This is a genomic window from Chthoniobacterales bacterium, from assembly GCA_039930045.1.
GTDB lineage: Bacteria > Verrucomicrobiota > Verrucomicrobiia > Chthoniobacterales > DASVRZ01 > DASVRZ01.
Map to the genome: position 1 here is coordinate 83888 of JBDSQB010000005.1, position 18658 is coordinate 102545.

Here is an 18658-nt window from a genome sequence, read left to right on the forward strand (position 1 = left end):
GAGGAAGATTGAACAACCTCTCCAGATACCAGTCTTACTCCGCATGAAACCATCCCGCTTCTTCTCCGTTTTCGCCGCGTCGCTTGTTTTTGCCCTCACCGCGCAGGCGGGCGAGGTTTACAACTTCGATCCGAATCACTCGACCATCGGCTTCAAGATTCGCCACCTTTTCAGCGATGTCTCAGGCCGTTTCAATGAGTTCAGCGGGAATGTGAATGTGGACGCGGAAAAGCCGGAGAATTCGGTCGTGGATGTTACCATTCAGACCAAGTCGATCGACACCGCCAATGCCAAACGCGACGGGCATCTGCGCAGCGCAGATTTCTTTAACGTGGAGAAAAATCCCACGATGACTTTCAAGAGCAAAAAAGTTGTTCTGACGGGTGAAAAATCCGCCACGGTCACCGGCGATTTGACTCTCAATGGAGTGACCAAGGAAGTGCCGCTGACCGTTACCTTTCTCGGCAAGGGCAAAGGGATGGACGGCAAGGAAGTGACCGGCTGGAGCGCCACCGGTGAGTTGAATCGAACTGAGTTTGGCCTCACTTGGAACAAGGCGGTCGAAGGCACCCAGATGGTGGGCGACACCGTGAAAGTAGAGATTCAAATCGAGGCCCACGCGGCGAAATAGCGTCAGGCTTGCTGCCCCACGAAGATGGCCTCATCGGGCCAGTCTTTGCGAATGAAGCCTGCCTCCATGTTCACGAGTGGAAGATAATTTCGCATGATGCGGATCGGCGAGAGCAGGCGCATGGTGGAGATTTGCTCGATGGAATCCGGCCCGTGGTTTTTGAGCAGGCTGGGGATGATTTTTTCCTGAAACGTCTCCACGATTTCGCGATCGGTCTGGCCTTCGATGACCATGAGCAGAGCGAGTTTGCCGTCGATCTCGGCGATGTGACTTTCAAAAATCAGTTCGGTGAAGATCGTCCGCACATTGGTTTCCTGGCGGATGTCGTCGAGAATCTGCCGAAGCGTGATTCCGACGCGAAATTGCACGGTATAGAGATGACGTGCCTGGAACTGGCCGTTGCCGTTTTCCGAGAGATCGATCTGGGTGTGATAGGAAATGGTGCCGGCCTCCTCTAGGCGTTGACGCTTGCGGTTCACCGTGCGGACATTCACGCCAGTCGTCTCGGAAATGGCCGTGTCGGATTGGCGCGGGTCGCGAACGAGCTGACGGATAATCAAAACTTCCTGTTCATCGAAGGGGGTCATCATGTGGTAATGGGAAAAGACTCATCCTTGCTGAAAAATGTCTTAAAACAAGCATAATCTGTCCAGAATGTAGCTCTTTGGACAAAAAGGCTCAGAATTCCGTCAAAAAAATAACTCTTGAAGGGAATATTTCCTATTGTCAGCCCCGGGCAACATCCGGTAAGTTACCGCCCGCAACCAGCCAGCTCCATTACCATGAGACTCGACCAAAACGCCTTTGATATCGCTGCCGCCCATCGTGGGTCACTTTATCGTCCTGAAAATGAACACGACGCGTGCGGCGTCGGCCTGATCGCGGCCATCGATGGAAAACGCTCCAACTCGATTTTGCGCCATGGTCTGACTTCGATTTGCCGCCTGGCGCATCGCGGAGCGGTGGATGCCGACGAGAAAACGGGCGACGGAGCGGGAGTGCTGACGCAGCTTCCCTACAAGCTTTTTCGCCGCGAACTCACGAAACTGGGACATCAACTTTACAAGGATGACGACCTTGCCATCGGAGTAATTTTCTTCCCGCACGACAACGCTTATCAGCAGGAGCGCGCGCGTGAGATCATTGAAGAAGTCGTTGAAAAACGCGGCCTCTTTCTCTTCGGCTGGCGCGAGGTGCCGATCAACACGCACGTCCTCGGCACAAAAGCAGCGAGCACTTTGCCGCAGATCGAGCACGTCATGATGGGCCGGGCGGATGACATGGATTCGGAGGAATTCGAGCGCCGCCTCTTTCTGGCCCGCAACGAAATCGAGAAAATCGCCGCCACTGACGGCATAAAGAATTTCTACATTCCGTCGTTTTCCTCGCGGACGATTTCCTACAAAGGGCTGCTGATTTCGCCCTCACTCGAGAAGTTTTTCAAGGATCTCTCCGACCCGGATTACGAGACGTCGATCTGCGTTTACCATCAGCGTTACAGCACGAACACCTTCCCGACATGGTCGCTTGGCCAGCCGTTCCGCATGTTGGCGCACAATGGCGAGATCAACACCGTGCGCGGCAACCGCAACTGGATGCACGCCCGCGAAGCCGAGCTCACCGCCGATTTCTGGGGTGCCGACATCGACTTGCTGAAACCCATCATTCAGCCGGGCGGTAGCGATTCTGCGAGTCTCGACAATGCGCTGGAAGTGCTCGTGCATTCGGGTCGCAGCCTCTTGCACGTAATGAAAATGCTCGTGCCGCCCGCCTGGCGAAGCGAGCCAGAGATGTCGCCTGAAATGACGGCGTTTTACCAGTATCACCGCTGTCTGAACGAGCCTTGGGATGGACCCGCCGCGCTCGTTTTCACGGATGGCTTGATTGCTGGTGCGTGCCTCGACCGCAACGGCCTGCGTCCGGCCCGCTATAAAATTACCAAGGACAACGTCTTCCACCTCGGCTCCGAAGTGGGTTGCGCGGATATTGACGACGCCAAGGTCATCGAAAAAGGCCGTCTCGCTCCCGGTGAAATGCTCGCCATTGACACTGTTTCCGGGAAACTCCTGCGCGAGAAAGACATTCAGGCCACGCTTTCCACGCGCCAGCCTTACGGCAAATGGATCGCGGACAATCTTGTAGACCTCGCCTCTATTTCGCCCGGTCCAGTGACTGTGCCGAGCGATGAAATCGACATCCTCTCGCTCACCCAAAAGCAGATTTCCTTCGGCTACACGTCCGAGGAACTCGACTTCATTCTCAAACCCATGCTCAAGGAAGGCGCTGAGGGCATTGGCTCGATGGGCGACGATACGCCTCTCGCCGTCCTGTCGCTCCAGCCGCGTCTGCTTTACACGTATTTCAGCCAGCTTTTTGCCCAGGTTACGAATCCGCCGATTGACCCGATTCGCGAGAAACTCGTGATGTCTCTAGCCACCATTCTCGGGTGGCGTCGCAATCTTTTGGGAGAAACGCCGGAGCACTCGAAGCTCATCGAATCCGCCAGTCCGATCCTGCTCGATCACGAATTGGAGACGCTGAAAAATCTCAACGACCCCGACCACAAACTCGTCACGTTGCAGACCGTCTGGCCTGCGAACGAAGGCGCGGATGGCCTTGAGAACGCTGTAACTCGACTCTGCGCCGAAGCCGAGGCCGCTGTGGACTCGGGTGCGCGGATGATCAATTTGTCCGACCGCAACGTGGACGCAGAGAATGTCGGCATTCCGATGCTGCTCGCCGTCGGCGCGATTCATTTTCATCTCACCAACGTCGGCAAACGCATGAAGGCCAGCATCTTATGCGAGACCGGCGAAGCGCGCGATGTGCATCAAGTCGCCTGCCTTATCGGCTACGGAGCCAGTTCCGTGAATCCGTATCTGGGTTTTGAAACCATCCGGGAAATGATTGAAAAAGCTCCCGCCGACACGCTCCCGGATTACGCGACCGCAGTTAAAAATTACCAGGGCGCTCTCGACAAGGGCTTGCTCAAGATCATGTCGAAAATGGGCATCTCGCTCATCAGCTCCTATCGCGGCGCGCAGATTTTCGAGGCCATCGGCATCTCGTCGGCGGTCATTAAGAAATGTTTCACCGGCACCTCGTCGCAGGTCGAGGGCATCGGCTACAAGGAAATTGCCGTCGAAAGCCTTACCCGCCATCAACTCGCCTTTGGCGAAGCCGTTCCTCAAGAACCAGCCAAGCCGCAAACGCTCGGCGACCCCGGTTATTATCGTTTCCGTCGCAACGGCGAAATTCACGCCATCAATCCGCCGGTCATCAAGAACTTCCACACCTTCGTCAAAACCGGCAGCGCATCCGACTACAAGGCGTATGTGCAGGCCGTGCTCGCCTCATCGCCGCACTCGTTGCGCAACATGCTCGCCTTCGTTCCGGCGAAAACGGGCCCCGTTCCGATCGAAGAAGTCGAGTCCATCGAGGACATCCGCCGCCGGTTCACCACCGCTGGCATGTCGCTCGGTGCGCTCAGCCCCGAGGCTCACGAATGTCTCGCCATCGCGATGAACCAAATCGGAGGCAAATCCAACTCCGGCGAGGGCGGCGAAGACCCCGAGCGGTTCACCCGCCGCGCCAATGGCGACCTCGCCAACAGCGCGATCAAGCAAGTCGCCGCCGGACGTTTCGGCGTCAACGCCGCTTACCTCGCCAGCGCGAAGGAAATCGAAATCAAAATGGCCCAGGGCGCGAAGCCCGGCGAAGGCGGCCAATTGCCCGGTCACAAAGTCACCGTGATGATCGCCAAGCTCCGCAAAACGGTGGTCGGAGTTACATTGATATCACCGCCGCCGCACCACGACATCTACTCCATCGAGGATCTGGCCCAGCTCATTTACGACCTCAAGCAGGTCAACGCCCGCGCCCGCATTTGCGTGAAACTCGTCGCAGAAGCCGGCGTCGGCACCATCGCGGCGGGCGTCGCCAAAGCCCACGCCGACATCATTCTCGTCAGCGGCCACGAGGGCGGCACCGGCGCGTCGCCACTCAGTTCTGTAAAACATTGCGGCAGCGCCTGGGAACTCGGCGTCGCCGAAACGCACCAGGTTCTCATGCTCAATGGCCTGCGCAACCGCGTCACCCTCCGCACCGACGGCGGCATGAGAACGGGCGAAGACCTCATCTACGCCGCGCTTTTGGGAGCCGAGGAATTCAACTTCGGCACCGCCGCACTCATTGCCACCGGCTGCGTTTACGTGCGCCAATGCCACACGAACACCTGCCCTGTCGGCGTCGCCACGCAGGACGAAAAACTGCGCGCCAAGTTCAAGGGCAAGCCGGAAAACATCGTCGCCTTCTTCAACGCCGTGGCCGAGGAAATGCGCGAAATCATGGCCTCGCTTGGCATTCGCACCGTCAACGAAATGATTGGCCGCGTCGATCTGCTCGCGCAGAAAGAGATCCCCGGCCATCCGAAGGCGAACCTGCTCGACCTCTCGCCGCTCCTCGCCGACGTCTCGGGCGACGACCCCTCCGCCCCGCGCCACGCCACCCGCGAGCGCAACGAAGGCCCTGCCGAACGTCCGCTCGACGACATCATTCTCCAAGACGCCAAGGACGCCATCACCGACGGCCAGTCCATTTCGCTCTCTTACAAAGTCCGAAATATCAACCGCAGCGTCGGCACCCGCGTCTCGGGCGAACTCGGTTACCAATATGGCGAGGAAGGCCTCCCTGAGGGCACCATCGAACTCAAACTCACCGGCACCGCCGGCCAGAGCCTCGGTGCATTTCTCAGCCCCGGCATTCGCATGGTCCTCACCGGCGAGGCGAACGATTACGTCGGCAAAGGCATGAGCGGCGGCGAAATCATCGTCCGCCCGCCCAGCAAGCGCGGCTTCCTCCCGCAGGACAACGTCATCGTCGGCAACACCGTCCTCTACGGGGCGAGCGGCGGCCATTTGTTCATCAACGGACGCGCTGGCGAACGCTTCGCCGTCCGCAACTCCGGTGCCACCGCCGTCGTCGAGGGCATCGGCGACCACGGCTGCGAATACATGACCAACGGCACCGTCATCATCCTCGGCGGCACGGGCAAAAACTTCGGCGCGGGCATGACCGGCGGCGTCGCCTACGTGCTCGATTGGAACGACACCTTCCCGAGCCGTTACAACCTCGAGCTCATCAAACACGAGCGCTTGGATGCGATCAATGCGCCCGAGGAAATCACCCTCGTCCAGGGCCTCATCTACCGGCACCTCGAGCAAACCGAAAGCCAGCGCGCCTGGGAAATCCTCGCCGACTGGCCCGGCCACCTCGCGAAATTCTGGAAAGTGAGCCCGAAGTCCAGCCCCGCCAAACCCGCGCCTCCCGTCGAGCCCATGATCGCCGCCGAGACCGCGAAACCGATCTAAGACGGCCTAGAATTGGATGGAACTCGACTGAGGGACGGCAGGCAACGTGCGCCCCGGCTCGTCCGCGAACCGAAAGCGACTTGTGCCGCAGGAAACGGTGAGCCTATCGCAGGAAGTGGAGAGAAACAGACTTGGGACAATCCTAAGTTTGCTCTCCATGAAATTGTCTCTCTCCATTGTCATCGCGGGGCTTGCCCTCCTTTCATTCAGCACTTCAGCGTTCGGCTCCACGCTCTTTGGTAGCTTGAGCAACTTCGATGTAGTCAACGACACCGGAGTGATTACGCGAGGCTTCGAGATCGAACTCGAAGGGGTCAGTTCTACGGATATCGCATTCACCTTCGGCAACCCTTACATCCGCTACGGCGATCCAGTGATCGAGGCCACCGGGACGGGAACCATCGTGCGCTATGCCAGTGCGTTCACCGGGAGCGGCTGGGCGGTTGGTACCCCGGTTCCGGCAGGCCCTTTTCCCACAGGCGGGCACCAGGCTTTCTATCCCGCATATGGTGGTGATGCGAACTACGAAACGCTCGGTGGCGAACATTTCGGCATCGCTCTAAATGGCAACCCGACCAACACCATCTACCGCTGGCTGCTCGGCGACGACGCAGGCAATCTGAGCGCCGCTGGCTCGAATGTGAAGATACCGGCTCCCATCTGGAATGTTCAGGCGCCCGTGAACCCAGCCGCGCCGGCGGCCGTCCAAGTCGTGCTTCCGGCGCTTCCGAAAGAACATCCCACAGACCTTTTCGGTGAAGCGATGTGGGTAAAAGTCTTCGTCACCGAGGCCGGAGATCCCATTGAGTTGAATCATCTCCTTCCGGGCGATCCCGGAGTGCCCGATGGCTCCGAACCCGCCGAAGTCGAAGTCGAGTGGCAGCTACTCCAGGATGGCAAAGATAGTTTGTCCGAAGTGGACAGCGGTCTGGCCGACTTGAAACTGAACTCGGAATCAATCACCCGCCGCTACGAGTTCTATAAATACACAGGCACATTCGACGTGGATGGCGAGGCACTGATCGAGGACGCGGCGGCCAACCCGTCTGCCGTGGGCGACTTCATCGGCGCCCAAAACGCCGCCCTGAACATCGCTCCATTTGCTGTTCCCGAGCCTAGGACGCTTGTGCTGCTATCTTTGGCCTTCTGCGGATTCGCCGCATGGGGGCGTCGTAAAGGATAAGGGAACGTCCGCTACCGTATTCCCCAGCGAGGAAGACGCCTTGCCCGACCTTGGAAACAGCCTTCAAGTCTTCATCTGGCTTGGCTGTGACGCAATACCATCCAACCCGGAGCCAATCAGGTATGTAGAACCCGTAAAGAAGGAATGTGGATGGATTATTGAGGGGAATCGTGCGCTTCGTCCTGACCCGGACCTGAGCGGAGTTCCAGCGCGATGGCAGCAGGCGTGGGCTTATTTTATCAAAAAAACTACGCTGCACGGTTGTCTCTGGCGCGTTTGCTGTTTACAAATTTGCTTCTCTTAAAATGGAACTTACACCTCAAATCGGTTTACCTTACCCCCTCGGAGCCACTCTGCGCGATGGCGGCACGAACTTCACCCTCTGGAGTGATCATGCGACGAAGGTCGAGTTGTGTTTCTATGACGCCCAGGACCCGAAAATAGAAACGGATCGCATCGAACTCGTTGAGCGCACGGAGCACGTTTTCCATGCCTTTGTGCCCGGGATCGGAGCGGGTCAGCTCTACGGCTACCGCGTGCACGGTCTCTACGATCCGTCGGTCGGGGCGCATTTTAACCCGGCGAAACTGATGGTCGATCCCTACGCAAAGGGCATCGCGGGCGAGGTGGAATGGTGCGACGAGTTGCTCCCTTACCTGCCGCTCCCGGAGACGGCGGAACCGGATGATTTTCCGACGGAACCCGACTTGCGCGACAATGCCCACGCGGTGCCGAAGTCGTTGGTGGTGGATGACCGGGCGTTTGACTGGGGCGGTGACCGGCTGCTGCGCACGCCGTGGACGGAGACGGTGATCTACGAGATGCATGTGAAGGGGTTTACGAAATTGTGCGCGCAAATTCCCGAGCACGAGCGCGGGTCGTATGCGGGGGTGGGGAGTCCGGCGGCGATCGAGTATTTTCAGAAATTGGGCGTGACGGCGGTGGAACTGCTGCCGATCCATTATTTCGTGAGCGAGCCGATGCTGGCCGAGAAGGGGCTCTCGAATTACTGGGGTTACAACACGCTCGGGTTCTTCGCGCCAGCGGGGAAATATTCGTCCACCGGGACGACGGGTGGTCAGATCGCGGAGTTTAAGCAGATGGTGAAAAACCTCCACGCAGCCGGGTTGGAGGTGATTCTGGACGTGGTTTACAATCACACCTGCGAGGGCGGTCCGCTCGGGCAGACCTTCTGCTTCCGGGGGATCGACAACCAGTCTTTTTATCGGTCGCACCCGGATAATCCGGCGTTCTATTTCGACTACACCGGCTGCGGCAACACCCCGGACATGACGCATCCGCGCGTGCTCCAGCTCGTGCTCGACAGCCTGCGTTATTGGGTGGAGGAAATGCACATCGACGGGTTTCGATTCGACCTGGCTTCCGCTCTGACTCGCGAGGAACACCTCCCGGATATGAAAGGGAGCTTCCTCAAAGCGGTGCATCAGGACCCGGTCTTGTCGCGGGTGAAGTTGATCGCCGAGCCATGGGACATTGGTGAGGGCGGCTATCTGGTGGGCAATTTCCCGATCCATTGGTCGGAGTGGAATGGCAAGTATCGCGACACTATTCGCCACTTCTGGAAGAGCGACGCCGGTCTCCTGCCCGATGTCGCCTACAAGCTGAGCGGCAGCCCGGAATACTACGAGATTTCCGGTCGCCGACCCTACGCGAGCATTAATTTCCTGACTGCCCACGATGGTTTTACGCTGACGGATCTGATTTCCTACAACGAGAAGCACAACGAGGCGAACGGCGAGGACAATCGCGATGGCGACAACAACAATGCGAGCTGGAATTGCGGTGCGGAGGGTACGACCGAGGACGCCAAGGTGCTGGCGCTGCGAGCCCGGCAGCGGCGGAATTTTCTCGTCACACTTTTCCTCAGCCAAGGCGTGCCGATGCTGGTGGCCGGGGACGAGTTTGGGCGGACTCAGCAGGGGAATAACAACATTTATTGCCAGGACAACGAGCTCGGCTGGCTGACTTGGGAGCGCGATGCCGAGGCGCAAGGAATTCTGGATTTCACCAGCCGCCTGATCCGGCTGCGGCGGGAGCATCCGGTGTTTCGCCACCCCAAATTTCTCAACGGCCAGCTCATCGAGGGCGTCGGGCTGAAGGATGTGACGTGGTTTCACCCGGCGGGCAAAGAGATGACGGAGGCCGACTGGCACAATGCCGAGTTGCGCAGCATCGGGCTGATGCTCTGCGGCGATGCCCCGGCGTTGCGCGATGACCAAGGGCAGCCGTTTCACGATTCGACCTTTCTGCTTCTAATCAATGCTGGCCACCAGCCCCAGGAATTTCTCCTCGGAAGCCCTTACATGGGCAAGTGGATGCCGATCCTGGATACGGCGAAAGAGCCCGCGTTTGTGGAGCATGGCAAGGTGAAAAAAGTCGGGTCGAAGGTGACTCTGGCCGATCACAGCATGCAGCTCCTAGAGTTGCAGCACATCGCGTCCAAGGCGTAATCGTCCATGCAGGAATTTCACTGGCTGACCGCGATCGTGGCGGGACTGAGTTCCGGGCTGCTCGTCGCTGCGATCAATCACGGCGTGTCCCTTTACCGGGAGCATTTGGATTTCAGACAAGGGAAGCTGGAGGAGCTGCACAAGGCGGTCTTCACCCTCACTTTCAAATTGGAAACGATCCTTTCTCCTCTCGGCGCGGAAGCGGGAATGTGGATCGCGCTCGAAAAAGAACGGCTTGCGGGCAAATATGTCGGGGACAAGCTCGATGTCATTTACAATAAAGTGCAAGTCCTCGCGGACGAGGTGCTTCGGGATCGAGGCGAGCTTTTGAGGGATCTGGAAACGGCCGTTCGGCTCATTTCTATTCACTTCCCGGAGCTGACGAATGCGCGGCTGGAACTCACAGGAATGGTGCAGCAGGCGCTCCTTCTGGCGCGCAATCCAAAACTGTCTGCGACAGATGGTCCCAACAAAATTGCCGAACTCAGCACCGAAGCGAGCAGAATCGGACATCAACTGACCGAGCGAGTCTGGAACCTGCACCAGCCCGACCCGAAGTGGACGTGGCTGTTGGCCAAAAGATAAGCACTCCGCGCAAAGACGAACGGGTGCGCGGTCAGAATCTGTCCGCCTTCCAAGTTCCTGTGAAAGCGTAAATTAGGAGATTTATGGCGGGAATCGAGATTTAAGAACCCGCCTAATCTGGGACATTGACGTAGTGAGCCCCCATTTCTTCCCCACAACGTTCAGCGAAATGTTCAAAAAGCTGGGAAACTGGCAGACTGGCTTAATTTCTCTCCTGATCCACCTCATGCTGATTGTGTTGCTGGGGGAGACCATCTTTTACCAAGCGACTAAGGAGCCGGAAGATTTTTCCGCCCAAGGAGGCTAAGAAGTATGCAAAAAATAGTGATGGCACCCCTATTCCGGCGATCTTTTCCACCCTTCCTCTGAACATCAAAAAATGCCACCCATCAAAAACGCTCCCAAGGTGGACGATACCGCTATCGTAATGACTCCGAAACGTAACGTCATGGGGTCGGACCTAATGTAAGTAGTATCGCTGTGGTGTCAGCTTTTGCGTTGCTTAACAGCTGGGCGGACGCAGAAACCACCTATTGAGAAAGATGCCACGTCTGTGAATCCGGGTATATCCTCTTACGGTAAACTCGAATTATCAAAAAGGAGCCAATAAGCTACCTACATCAATCGCGCCACTGCTGTAAATGCGGCCATGAAAGCGGTTAAACTTGCTGTCGGATGATGCATGGAATGGAGTAGGGCAGTTTGGTTTGATTAATACTTCGATTCCCATTCGTTTTAATCTAAATCTCTCCTCCAGCGATGGAACCCTAAAGGCGTTCCAAGACCGCTTTGCCGCAGGCGACATTTTCCGCTCTGCTTCTGAAGTCTGCACCATCCCCTTGGTGGCTAGCGGCGAAACCAATTCCACAATGGCTAATTGGTGGAGCACTCGGAGACTAACAGGGACAACCTTCGCGAGTCTCCCTATAACGCCCTCTACTCACGCATTACGACCAAGTCGAACACGTTTACGGTTCACTACCGTGTGCAAGCACTCAAGCAAGTGCCCACTCCCGGACGCGCGTGGCTGCAATGGATTGAAGGCAAGGACCAGGTAGTGGGCGAATATCGTGGGGCCACTGAGATCGAGCGCTATTTGGATCCTAATGAAGCTGGGCTGCCTGATTATGCTGGAGCCTCGCTTCCTGCGGATCCAATAGATAAGTACTATCGTTTCCGCGTGCTATCCACTCGTCAATTTGCCCCATGAGTGCGCCTTTGATACAGTCCACTCGTGAGGGTAAGTCCAAGGGCTTTACGGTGGTGGAACTGCTCGCTGTTGTGGCGATCATGGTTCTCATGTTTGCTTTGATTGTGCCTGCGTTTCATGGCATCTCCAATGGAGTTAATATTACTGCAACCGGAGAGCAAATTTCCACCACCGTTGGGCTGGCGAGGCAGCGTGCGACTACCTTTAATCGCAATGTGGCTATTCGATTTTATCGGCAAAATTACTCCGACAAAGTAGCGGTCCCTTTTAAATCATATCAGCTTTGGGAGCAGGCAGATCTCTCTTCCAGTAATTGGACAGCAGTCGATAGCGAGCAGACACTTGGAGCAGGGATTATTATCGATGCCGACGTCGCAAAATTTTCCCCCATTCTCGACCTCTCGAAAGCCACAGACACCAAAGGGCATCCATTTAGTGCAGTTTTATTTACTCCCAGCGGCAGCATTACCGCGCCCTTTGCCCAGGCTTTCCTCACCATACATGCAGAGAACGCCCCAAAAAATGGAGGGTCAGTGGCAGGCTTGCCTGCCAATTATTCTGTGGTGGCCATCGAGCCTTTTAATGGACGAGCGCGAGTTTTCCGTCCGTAATCGTCTCCATCTCCAGATTGGGCGATGTTCCTCTACTAGATTTCTAGTCTTGCTTGATGTCTTAACCGACCAATCGTTTGGCCTGTGCTTGGGCGATCAAACACAACTCGGCAGCTTTGAATGCGTGAGCTTGCGTCATGGCGTGCTCTGTCCGGTTTAAGCAATCCATAATGAGCTGCCCGAAAAACGGGAACCCCACCTTGCCGCTGAGGTCGAAACGCTTTTCTCCCTGCTCATTGACGAGAAGAAGATTGTCACCCTTCTGTTCCTCAGCCGCGATGTCGATATACTTGCGCAACTCGATGTAACCCTTGGTGCCGAGGATGATGGTGCGTCCATCGCCCCAGATTCGCAGCCCGTCCGGGGTCAGCCAGTCCACTCGGAAATAGTTTGAGACGCCATTGTCTGCAACTAGGGAGGCTTCGCCAAAGTCCTCTAACTCAGGATAGTCGGGGTTATTGTAGTTTCCGACTGCAGAATGGAGCACCGTGGCGTTAGTGGCCCCGGCAAACGAAAGGAACTGCTCAATCTGATGACTTCCAATATCGCAAACAATGCCGCCGTATTTATCTTTTTCAAAAAACCACTTTGGACGACTTGGCGCATTTAGTCGGTGGGGCCCGAGCCCCAGCACTTGAACGACTCGACCAATGGCATCTTGTTTGATTAGATCGCCTGCGAAGACGGCACACTCCACATGCAATCGCTCGCTGTAATAGACCATGTATTTGCGATCTGTGCGGGCTGCAACTTCACGGGCTTTTTCAAGTTGTTCGAGCGTTGTGAAGGGAGCTTTGTCCGTGAAATAATCTTTGCCAGCCTCCATTATCCGGCAGCCTATGGGGCCGCGGTCGCAAGGCACTGCCGCGTTAGCTACGAGCTTGACTTCAGAATCGTTCAGGATTTCGTCGAGGCTGGCGGCCGGCTTTGCCTGAGGGTAGGCCTTTAAAAAGGCAGCGACCTTTGCAGGGTCAGAATCATAGACCCATTTTAGTTGAGCGCCGGCCTCCAGCAAACCGTTGGTCTGACCATAGATGTGGCCATGATCGAGGTGCGCTGCGGCAAAGACAAACTCCCCAGGCTTAACGACTGGCTTGGGCTTGCCTTGAGGCGCGTAGTTCATTCCGTCGGATTTTTGAAAACTCATATGATCATTGGTAGGTTAGTGACTGAAAGAGGCAGTAAACTCTTCAACGGCATCCGTATGGGCGACATTTTTTTCTTTATGGCCAGAAGACGCGATTTTCTCTCGCAGCATGGCTTCATAGGCTGCCCCGTTTATTGGCAACTCGACGCTGCGGTCGAGGAAAGCCGACATCAGCATGGCATTGGCGAGTTCCACGGAATGAATGCCCTCCGAAGCTGGTGCAATTAGCGCCGCGCCATCGAGTATGGCGGCAACGAAGTTCTTTAAAATCCCAATGTGCTGCTCACCATTTCCACTCACGGGAATTTCGATTTTCCATGTCGATGGGCCAGAAAATTTTGCTGATGTTGTTAATGAAAACTCAGTCATTGGAATTTCATTTCGAAACCACCGAATGGTGCCGTCCTCCAAGATGATGCGACCCCGCTCGGCGACAATTTCCAGCCGATTGGTTCCTGGACTTTCCCCCGTGGAGGTAACAAAAACCGCCGTGACGCCACCATCGTATTCCATAACCGCAGTCACGTCGTCTTCTACTTCGATGTCGTGATAGCGCCCAAACTGACAAGTCGCGCGCAGCTTTTTGGGCATTCCGAACAGCCACTGGAAAAGGTCCAGATTGTGAGGGCACTGGTTCAGCAGCACCCCGCCACCTTCGCCGCCCCACGTCGCGCGCCAGCCACCGGAATTATAGTAAGCCTGTGTCCGAAACCAATCGGTGTTGATCCAGTTGATCCGGCGAATTTCCCCGAGTTCGCCACTCTGAATCAGCTCGCGCAAACGCGTATAGTGCGGATCAGTGCGCAAATTAAACATGGCACCGAAAATCTGCTTGGGATTCTTATGCGCATGGATCAGCCGTTCAGCATCCGCTTTGTGGACGGAAACCGGTTTTTCCACCAGCACGTGCAATCCCTGCTCAAGAGCGTCGATGCCGATGGTTGTGTGTGAGTAATGCGGTGTCGCGATCAGGATCACATCGATCTCGCCAGAACGGATCATCGCTTCCGACGAGGTGAAAATCTTCGCATCTGGAGCGTAACGAGCGAGATCAACCTCAATATCGCAAACCGCCGAAAGCTGTGATCGAGGTACTCTGCCTTCCTTAAGCCATTGCGCGTGGGTGCTGCCCATGTTGCCAAGCCCTACAATACCGAAACGAAGTGGAGACTGGTTGATCATGGAAGAGGGTGAAAGGGGTTAAAATACTAGATGAGTAGTGGAGCCTAAGGTTGGCTGCATACAGTTAAATATAAATCCACGTTCCCGTTTTTAATTTCCTAATTCACGACGGAACTAAGGAATCACCAAACTAAAGAATGTAGCTCAGGTGGTTGCGCGAACAATGAGATTAAATACGGCACGACGGATTGTTTCCAAAGCGAAGCGCTGGTCATGTTCAAGTTTGCTTTGCTGCGCCACATATTTAAACAGTGATCGCGGCTTTTGAAGCAGGCAGCATGTCCTTTCGAACTGCCCGTTGTTTCCACAGCGACCAAAGGCTTCGTCGATTCCGGCACCTCGGATGAATGATGGGTCCATCAAGATGAAACTCGAATCTAAATTTCTAGTTAATAACCACAGCTTTGTGTACCGCCGAGGATTTGGAAACCCGAGGAGACGTGTTGCTTTTTGCACAAGGGAACCGTTGGGAAAGTCGCTTACGTGCCTATCGATCCGCCGCCCTTTGTCTGCTTTCCGAACATCCACTTGTTTCTTCAATCTCGTGCATTCGGCGGATAAACGCGACGCTGGATGCGACGGCGCGGACGCTGTTTCGAGAGCTGGTTCGTGGGATTTCGACCCACTCCGTCGGCCTCGACGCACCCACCGTGTCCTCTTCCCTGCCTGCTGTTGCAGGTAAGTTTAACCGCCTTATCCGTTCAACTAATGGAACCAAGCATCAAAGCCCGGCGTTCCTCCGTTGACGAGACCTCGAACTGTTGTTCCATTCCTCCCACCAATGAAATCTGTCCTATTTGCATTGGCAGCATTGACTGCTGAGTTCCTAGCTTCAACCGCTTTGGCGGATGTTAGACTCCCTGCAGTATTCTCGAACCATTTGGTCCTGCAGAAGGCTGCGCGGGTTCCCATGTGGGGTTGGGCCGATCCGGGTGAAAAAGTTTCCATCGCTTTAGATGGCCGGCAGGTGAGCGAGACAACTGCGGACCCGAAGGGAAAGTGGACGGTGTCGCTGGATTTGTCAGCTTTCGGACAAGGACCGTTTGAGATGATCGTTGAGGGGAAAAATCGGATCAGGATTTCTGATGTGGTTATCGGGGAAGTATGGGTGGCGAGTGGCCAGTCCAACATGGAATTCATCCTCAAGGATGCCATAGGAGCAGAGGCGGAGATTTCCCGCTCGAGCAATTCTCACATTCGCCAATTTCGGGTGGAGCGAGCCGCCACCGCCAATGTTCAGGTGGATTGCAAGGGGCAATGGCAGGTTGCCGATCCCGGCACAGCGGGAGAATTTACCGCGGTAGGCTATTACTTTGCCAAATCGCTCGAGAGTAATTTGCAAGTGCCAGTGGGATTGATCCATGCCTCGTGGGGAGGCACGACGGCTGAAGCCTGGACCGAACCTTCAGCCTTTGACTCGGACGCCGATCTTAATGCGGGGCGTGGGCGAGCCCTCAAGAGAATAGCGGAATATCCCCAGCTTCGAGCAGAATGGGTGAAGGCTTTTGGAACGTGGTTGAAGAATACCAAGCGCGAGGATACGCCCACTGCAGACACAGCGGCCTTTGCAGGAAAAGCTATTTCGGAGGGCGAATGGACCCCGATTCAGTTTCCCGGCGTGCTAGAAGCTAATAACCTTCCTAACGCTGGAGCAGTCTGGATGAGGCGGCAGGTGGAAATTCCACCCAACCTGGCAGGCACTCGCCTTGGGCTTTCATTTGGTGCCTTCGATACATTCGATAGCGTGTATTGGAATGGAGAGTTGATTCATAGTATTCGCTTCGAGGATTTTCCAGGCACCGGCTTTCTCCGACGCGGAGGTGATTATGTGATCCCCGCCAACAAGGTGTTAACCGGGTCAAACACTCTGGCACTTCGTTTTTTTCAGCCTGTCACGGCAACGAAGTCTGCGGCAGTTCCCAAAGTGGGCCCGATTATTATTTCTGGAAAATGGCTGGCGAAAGCAGAGTATGCCTTGCCTTCGCTTTCGGCAGAGGAAGCAGCCGCCGTCCCCAAGGCCCCGGCCATTCCTCCTCCGCCAGAATTATCTCCAAGCTATCTCTATAACGGAATGATTGCTCCAATGCTGCGGTATGGCATTAGCGGAGTGATCTGGTATCAGGGTGAGTCAAATAACTGGAGGGCGCATCAGTACAATGTTGCTTTTCCACTATTAATCGATGGCTGGCGCAAGGCCCGGCAACAAGGAGACTTCCCCTTCTATTACTGCCAAATAGCCAACTACTTGGAGAAGAAGCCTGAACCGGGAGAGAGCTCCTGGGCGGAACTGCGCGAGGCTCAGAACAAGACGCTGGCGTTGGCCAATACCGGTCAGGCCGTATTGATCGATATGGGTGAGGCAGATGATATCCACCCCCGTAATAAAAAGGAAGCGGGAGAACGTCTGGCCCGCATTGCGCTTGCGAAGACCTATGGCAAGGAAATCTCTTTCTCGGGTCCAGTATTTTCGAAAATGACGGTGGAGGATGGAAAAGCTCACCTGAGCTTCTCGATCACTGATGGTGGATTGGTGGCAAAGCCGCTCCCCAAGGAATACAACATCAGCACCCGCACGGGCGTAACAGCTCCACTGGTCCCCAACTCCCCTGGCAGTGAACTGGAAGGCTTCGCGATATTGGGCGATAACGGGAAATGGGTTTGGGCGAATGCAATGATAGAAGGTGAAACAGTCATTGTATGGTCTGACAAGGTGCCTAGTCCCATTGCAGTCCGCTATGGCTGGGCCGATAATCCGACCTGTAACCTCTACAATGCCGCCGGGTTGCCAGCCTCACCATTCCGGACAGACGATCTTCCTGTGTCCACCCTCAAGGAAAAATATTGAGCAAATTGAACGCCGGTTCCTGTGCTTGCGGTGCGGGAAACTTCATAGATAGGCCGTCTAACTATCGCGTGGAAATAAGGATGGGATTGTGATTTTTCTCGGCAGCCTTCAATTCTCCAAGCCACGCTCCATCATTTATCAGACGTTTCTGTAGTAACCGCGTGTCCAAGGTGCGATTGGACGTGCCGGTTTGCAGGGCTAGTGCTGCTGCCGTACCGGCGGCTTGTCCCATGCCAATCGTATTGGCCATGCATCGAACGGCTGACAGCGCCTCATGGGTGGCACTCAGGCATCTTCCTGCAACCCAGAGGTTATCCACTTTGAGAGGAACGAGCGAACGGTAAGGGATGGTCCAATATTGCCCTCCATAAAAATGATCGACGGGAAATTCCGTGCCCGCACCCGTAGGGTTGTGGATATCGATGGGGTAGGAACCACAATTGATGACGTCGGGAAACTTGACGAAGTTCCAAATATCCTCCCGGGTTAGGACATATTCTCCCACGATGCGCCGGGATTCCCTCACGCCGATTTTGGCAGAAGTCCAGACGATGTAGGCGGATTCAAACCCGGGAATACAGGGCCGCAGAAACTGCTCGATAAATTCCCAGACTTGCAGGCGTCCGTCGATCTCCGCGTTGGTTAGAGATTTTCCATCGGTGCCGTCGGCTCGCAGGACGCGCGTCGCGTTGAAGGTATATTCCCCCGTCCGCGATTCCGGCCCCCAAATTTCAGCAAGCGATGCGCGACGGGGATTGCGGAATTGCTTCTCTTCTGACACTTGGGCATAGAGACGTTCCAAGGCTGGATAGCCTCCCCAGGCAGCGAAGCGTATTTTATCAATTCCTCCGACTCCGAACATCATTGTCATTGGCTGGGTCAGGCCATCACTTTTACGCCCTTTCTCGTAGGGGACACCGGCTGCGACTGCCACATCGGCATCTCCCGTGGCATCGACGAAGGCTAACGCCTCGACCGCCTGCCGACCGCCTTTGCCCTCAATGACAATCGAGGTGATCTTGTTGTCGGAAACGATTGCGCGGGAAAAAAGCGTGTGCAGCCGAAGGTCCACGCCTGCTTCTGCCAGTTTCTCCAAGAGGATCACCTTGAGCTTTTCCGCATCGATATTCAGGCCGGTTTGCTCCGCGGGATCTCCGTCGATCCCGCCTTTTTCCCGGAGGGCATCCACCAGCTCCTGAAGAATGCCTTTAACCACTTGTTTCTCGCCATCGTGACACCCAAGAATGGGCAATCCACTGGTTAAATTCCCACCTGGGAAGCCCGCTGGATCGATCAGCATTGTTTTCGCGCCCAGCCGCGCAGCCGATAGAGCTGCCGCCACGCCAGCACTCCCAGCTCCTATGACAACGACATCACCGCCAGAGAAAAGCGGAGTGCTTAAATTTTCTTCAAGTAGCTTCATC

General features: G+C 55.8%; 13 protein-coding genes. 8 read left to right on the forward strand and 5 right to left on the reverse strand.

Annotated elements, in window-relative coordinates; translation table 11 throughout:
* Positions 1-43: 43 nt before the first annotated feature.
* Positions 44-631, forward strand: a complete 588-nt coding sequence (locus ABIT76_04935) for a YceI family protein (GenBank protein MEO7932486.1) — start codon at positions 44-46, stop codon at positions 629-631.
* A gap of 2 nt (positions 632-633) precedes the next feature.
* Here the strand turns inward: ABIT76_04935 and ABIT76_04940 are convergent, their stop codons facing one another.
* Entirely contained in the window at positions 634-1221 is a 588-nt protein-coding gene (locus ABIT76_04940) for an Lrp/AsnC family transcriptional regulator (protein MEO7932487.1), read from the reverse strand.
* Positions 1222-1413: 192 nt separating this feature from the next.
* Between ABIT76_04940 and gltB the strand changes: the two genes are divergently transcribed.
* The 6 genes from gltB to vccD all read left to right on the forward strand — a co-directional run bounded on the left by gltB (position 1414) and on the right by vccD (position 12060).
* Positions 1414-6000, forward strand: coding sequence for a glutamate synthase large subunit (gltB, locus tag ABIT76_04945; protein MEO7932488.1), 4587 nt, complete (start codon positions 1414-1416; stop codon positions 5998-6000).
* Positions 6001-6157: 157 nt separating this feature from the next.
* Complete coding sequence (locus ABIT76_04950) at positions 6158-7183, forward strand: PEP-CTERM sorting domain-containing protein (GenBank protein ID MEO7932489.1); 1026 nt, start codon at positions 6158-6160, stop codon at positions 7181-7183.
* Between the two features lie 305 nt (positions 7184-7488).
* The gene (glgX, locus tag ABIT76_04955) at positions 7489-9654 is read left to right on the forward strand and encodes a glycogen debranching protein GlgX (protein ID MEO7932490.1); all 2166 of its coding nucleotides are present in this window, start codon (positions 7489-7491) and stop codon (positions 9652-9654) included.
* 6 nt (positions 9655-9660) lie between these two features.
* Positions 9661-10239 (forward strand): hypothetical protein, encoded by a 579-nt coding sequence (locus ABIT76_04960; GenBank protein ID MEO7932491.1) that lies wholly within the window; start codon positions 9661-9663, stop codon positions 10237-10239.
* A gap of 133 nt (positions 10240-10372) precedes the next feature.
* Positions 10373-10546: a hypothetical protein gene (locus ABIT76_04965; GenBank protein ID MEO7932492.1), complete on the forward strand. Its 174-nt coding sequence runs from the start codon at positions 10373-10375 to the stop codon at positions 10544-10546.
* 899 nt (positions 10547-11445) lie between these two features.
* Positions 11446-12060, forward strand: a complete 615-nt coding sequence (gene vccD / locus ABIT76_04970; protein MEO7932493.1) for a Verru_Chthon cassette protein D — start codon at positions 11446-11448, stop codon at positions 12058-12060.
* A gap of 61 nt (positions 12061-12121) precedes the next feature.
* On the opposite strand, the gene ABIT76_04975 is transcribed toward vccD, so the two are convergent.
* From ABIT76_04975 to ABIT76_04985, 3 genes are all read right to left on the reverse strand, one after another.
* Positions 12122-13207, reverse strand: coding sequence for a Gfo/Idh/MocA family oxidoreductase (locus ABIT76_04975; protein ID MEO7932494.1), 1086 nt, complete (start codon positions 13205-13207; stop codon positions 12122-12124).
* 15 nt (positions 13208-13222) lie between these two features.
* Complete coding sequence (locus ABIT76_04980; protein ID MEO7932495.1) at positions 13223-14389, reverse strand: Gfo/Idh/MocA family oxidoreductase; 1167 nt, start codon at positions 14387-14389, stop codon at positions 13223-13225.
* Positions 14390-14533: 144 nt separating this feature from the next.
* A complete protein-coding gene (locus tag ABIT76_04985; GenBank protein MEO7932496.1) occupies positions 14534-14749 on the reverse strand; it encodes a hypothetical protein in 216 nt (71 codons plus the stop codon).
* Positions 14750-15170: 421 nt separating this feature from the next.
* Here ABIT76_04985 and ABIT76_04990 point away from each other — a divergent pair, with 421 nt between their 5' ends.
* The gene (locus ABIT76_04990) at positions 15171-17234 is read left to right on the forward strand and encodes a sialate O-acetylesterase (protein ID MEO7932497.1); all 2064 of its coding nucleotides are present in this window, start codon (positions 15171-15173) and stop codon (positions 17232-17234) included.
* A 61-nt stretch (positions 17235-17295) separates the two neighbouring features.
* Here the strand turns inward: ABIT76_04990 and ABIT76_04995 are convergent, their stop codons facing one another.
* On the reverse strand, positions 17296-18657 hold the full coding sequence (locus ABIT76_04995; GenBank protein ID MEO7932498.1) for an FAD-dependent oxidoreductase: 1362 nt from the start codon (positions 18655-18657) through the stop codon (positions 17296-17298).
* Position 18658 lies beyond the last annotated feature (1 nt).

What these genes read in the sequence shown, in the direction of transcription:
- ABIT76_04935 (MEO7932486.1), top strand. Translation starts at nt 44, where the DNA reads ATGAAACCATCCCGCTTCTTCTCCGTTTTCGCCGCGTCGCTTGTTTTT.
- ABIT76_04940 (MEO7932487.1), bottom strand. Translation starts at nt 1,221, where the DNA reads ATGATGACCCCCTTCGATGAACAGGAAGTTTTGATTATCCGTCAGCTC.
- gltB (MEO7932488.1), top strand. Translation starts at nt 1,414, where the DNA reads ATGAGACTCGACCAAAACGCCTTTGATATCGCTGCCGCCCATCGTGGG.
- ABIT76_04950 (MEO7932489.1), top strand. Translation starts at nt 6,158, where the DNA reads ATGAAATTGTCTCTCTCCATTGTCATCGCGGGGCTTGCCCTCCTTTCA.
- glgX (MEO7932490.1), top strand. Translation starts at nt 7,489, where the DNA reads ATGGAACTTACACCTCAAATCGGTTTACCTTACCCCCTCGGAGCCACT.
- ABIT76_04960 (MEO7932491.1), top strand. Translation starts at nt 9,661, where the DNA reads ATGCAGGAATTTCACTGGCTGACCGCGATCGTGGCGGGACTGAGTTCC.
- vccD (MEO7932493.1), top strand. Translation starts at nt 11,446, where the DNA reads ATGAGTGCGCCTTTGATACAGTCCACTCGTGAGGGTAAGTCCAAGGGC.
- ABIT76_04975 (MEO7932494.1), bottom strand. Translation starts at nt 13,207, where the DNA reads ATGAGTTTTCAAAAATCCGACGGAATGAACTACGCGCCTCAAGGCAAG.
- ABIT76_04980 (MEO7932495.1), bottom strand. Translation starts at nt 14,389, where the DNA reads ATGATCAACCAGTCTCCACTTCGTTTCGGTATTGTAGGGCTTGGCAAC.
- ABIT76_04985 (MEO7932496.1), bottom strand. Translation starts at nt 14,749, where the DNA reads ATGGACCCATCATTCATCCGAGGTGCCGGAATCGACGAAGCCTTTGGT.
- ABIT76_04990 (MEO7932497.1), top strand. Translation starts at nt 15,171, where the DNA reads ATGAAATCTGTCCTATTTGCATTGGCAGCATTGACTGCTGAGTTCCTA.
- ABIT76_04995 (MEO7932498.1), bottom strand. Translation starts at nt 18,657, where the DNA reads ATGAAGCTACTTGAAGAAAATTTAAGCACTCCGCTTTTCTCTGGCGGT.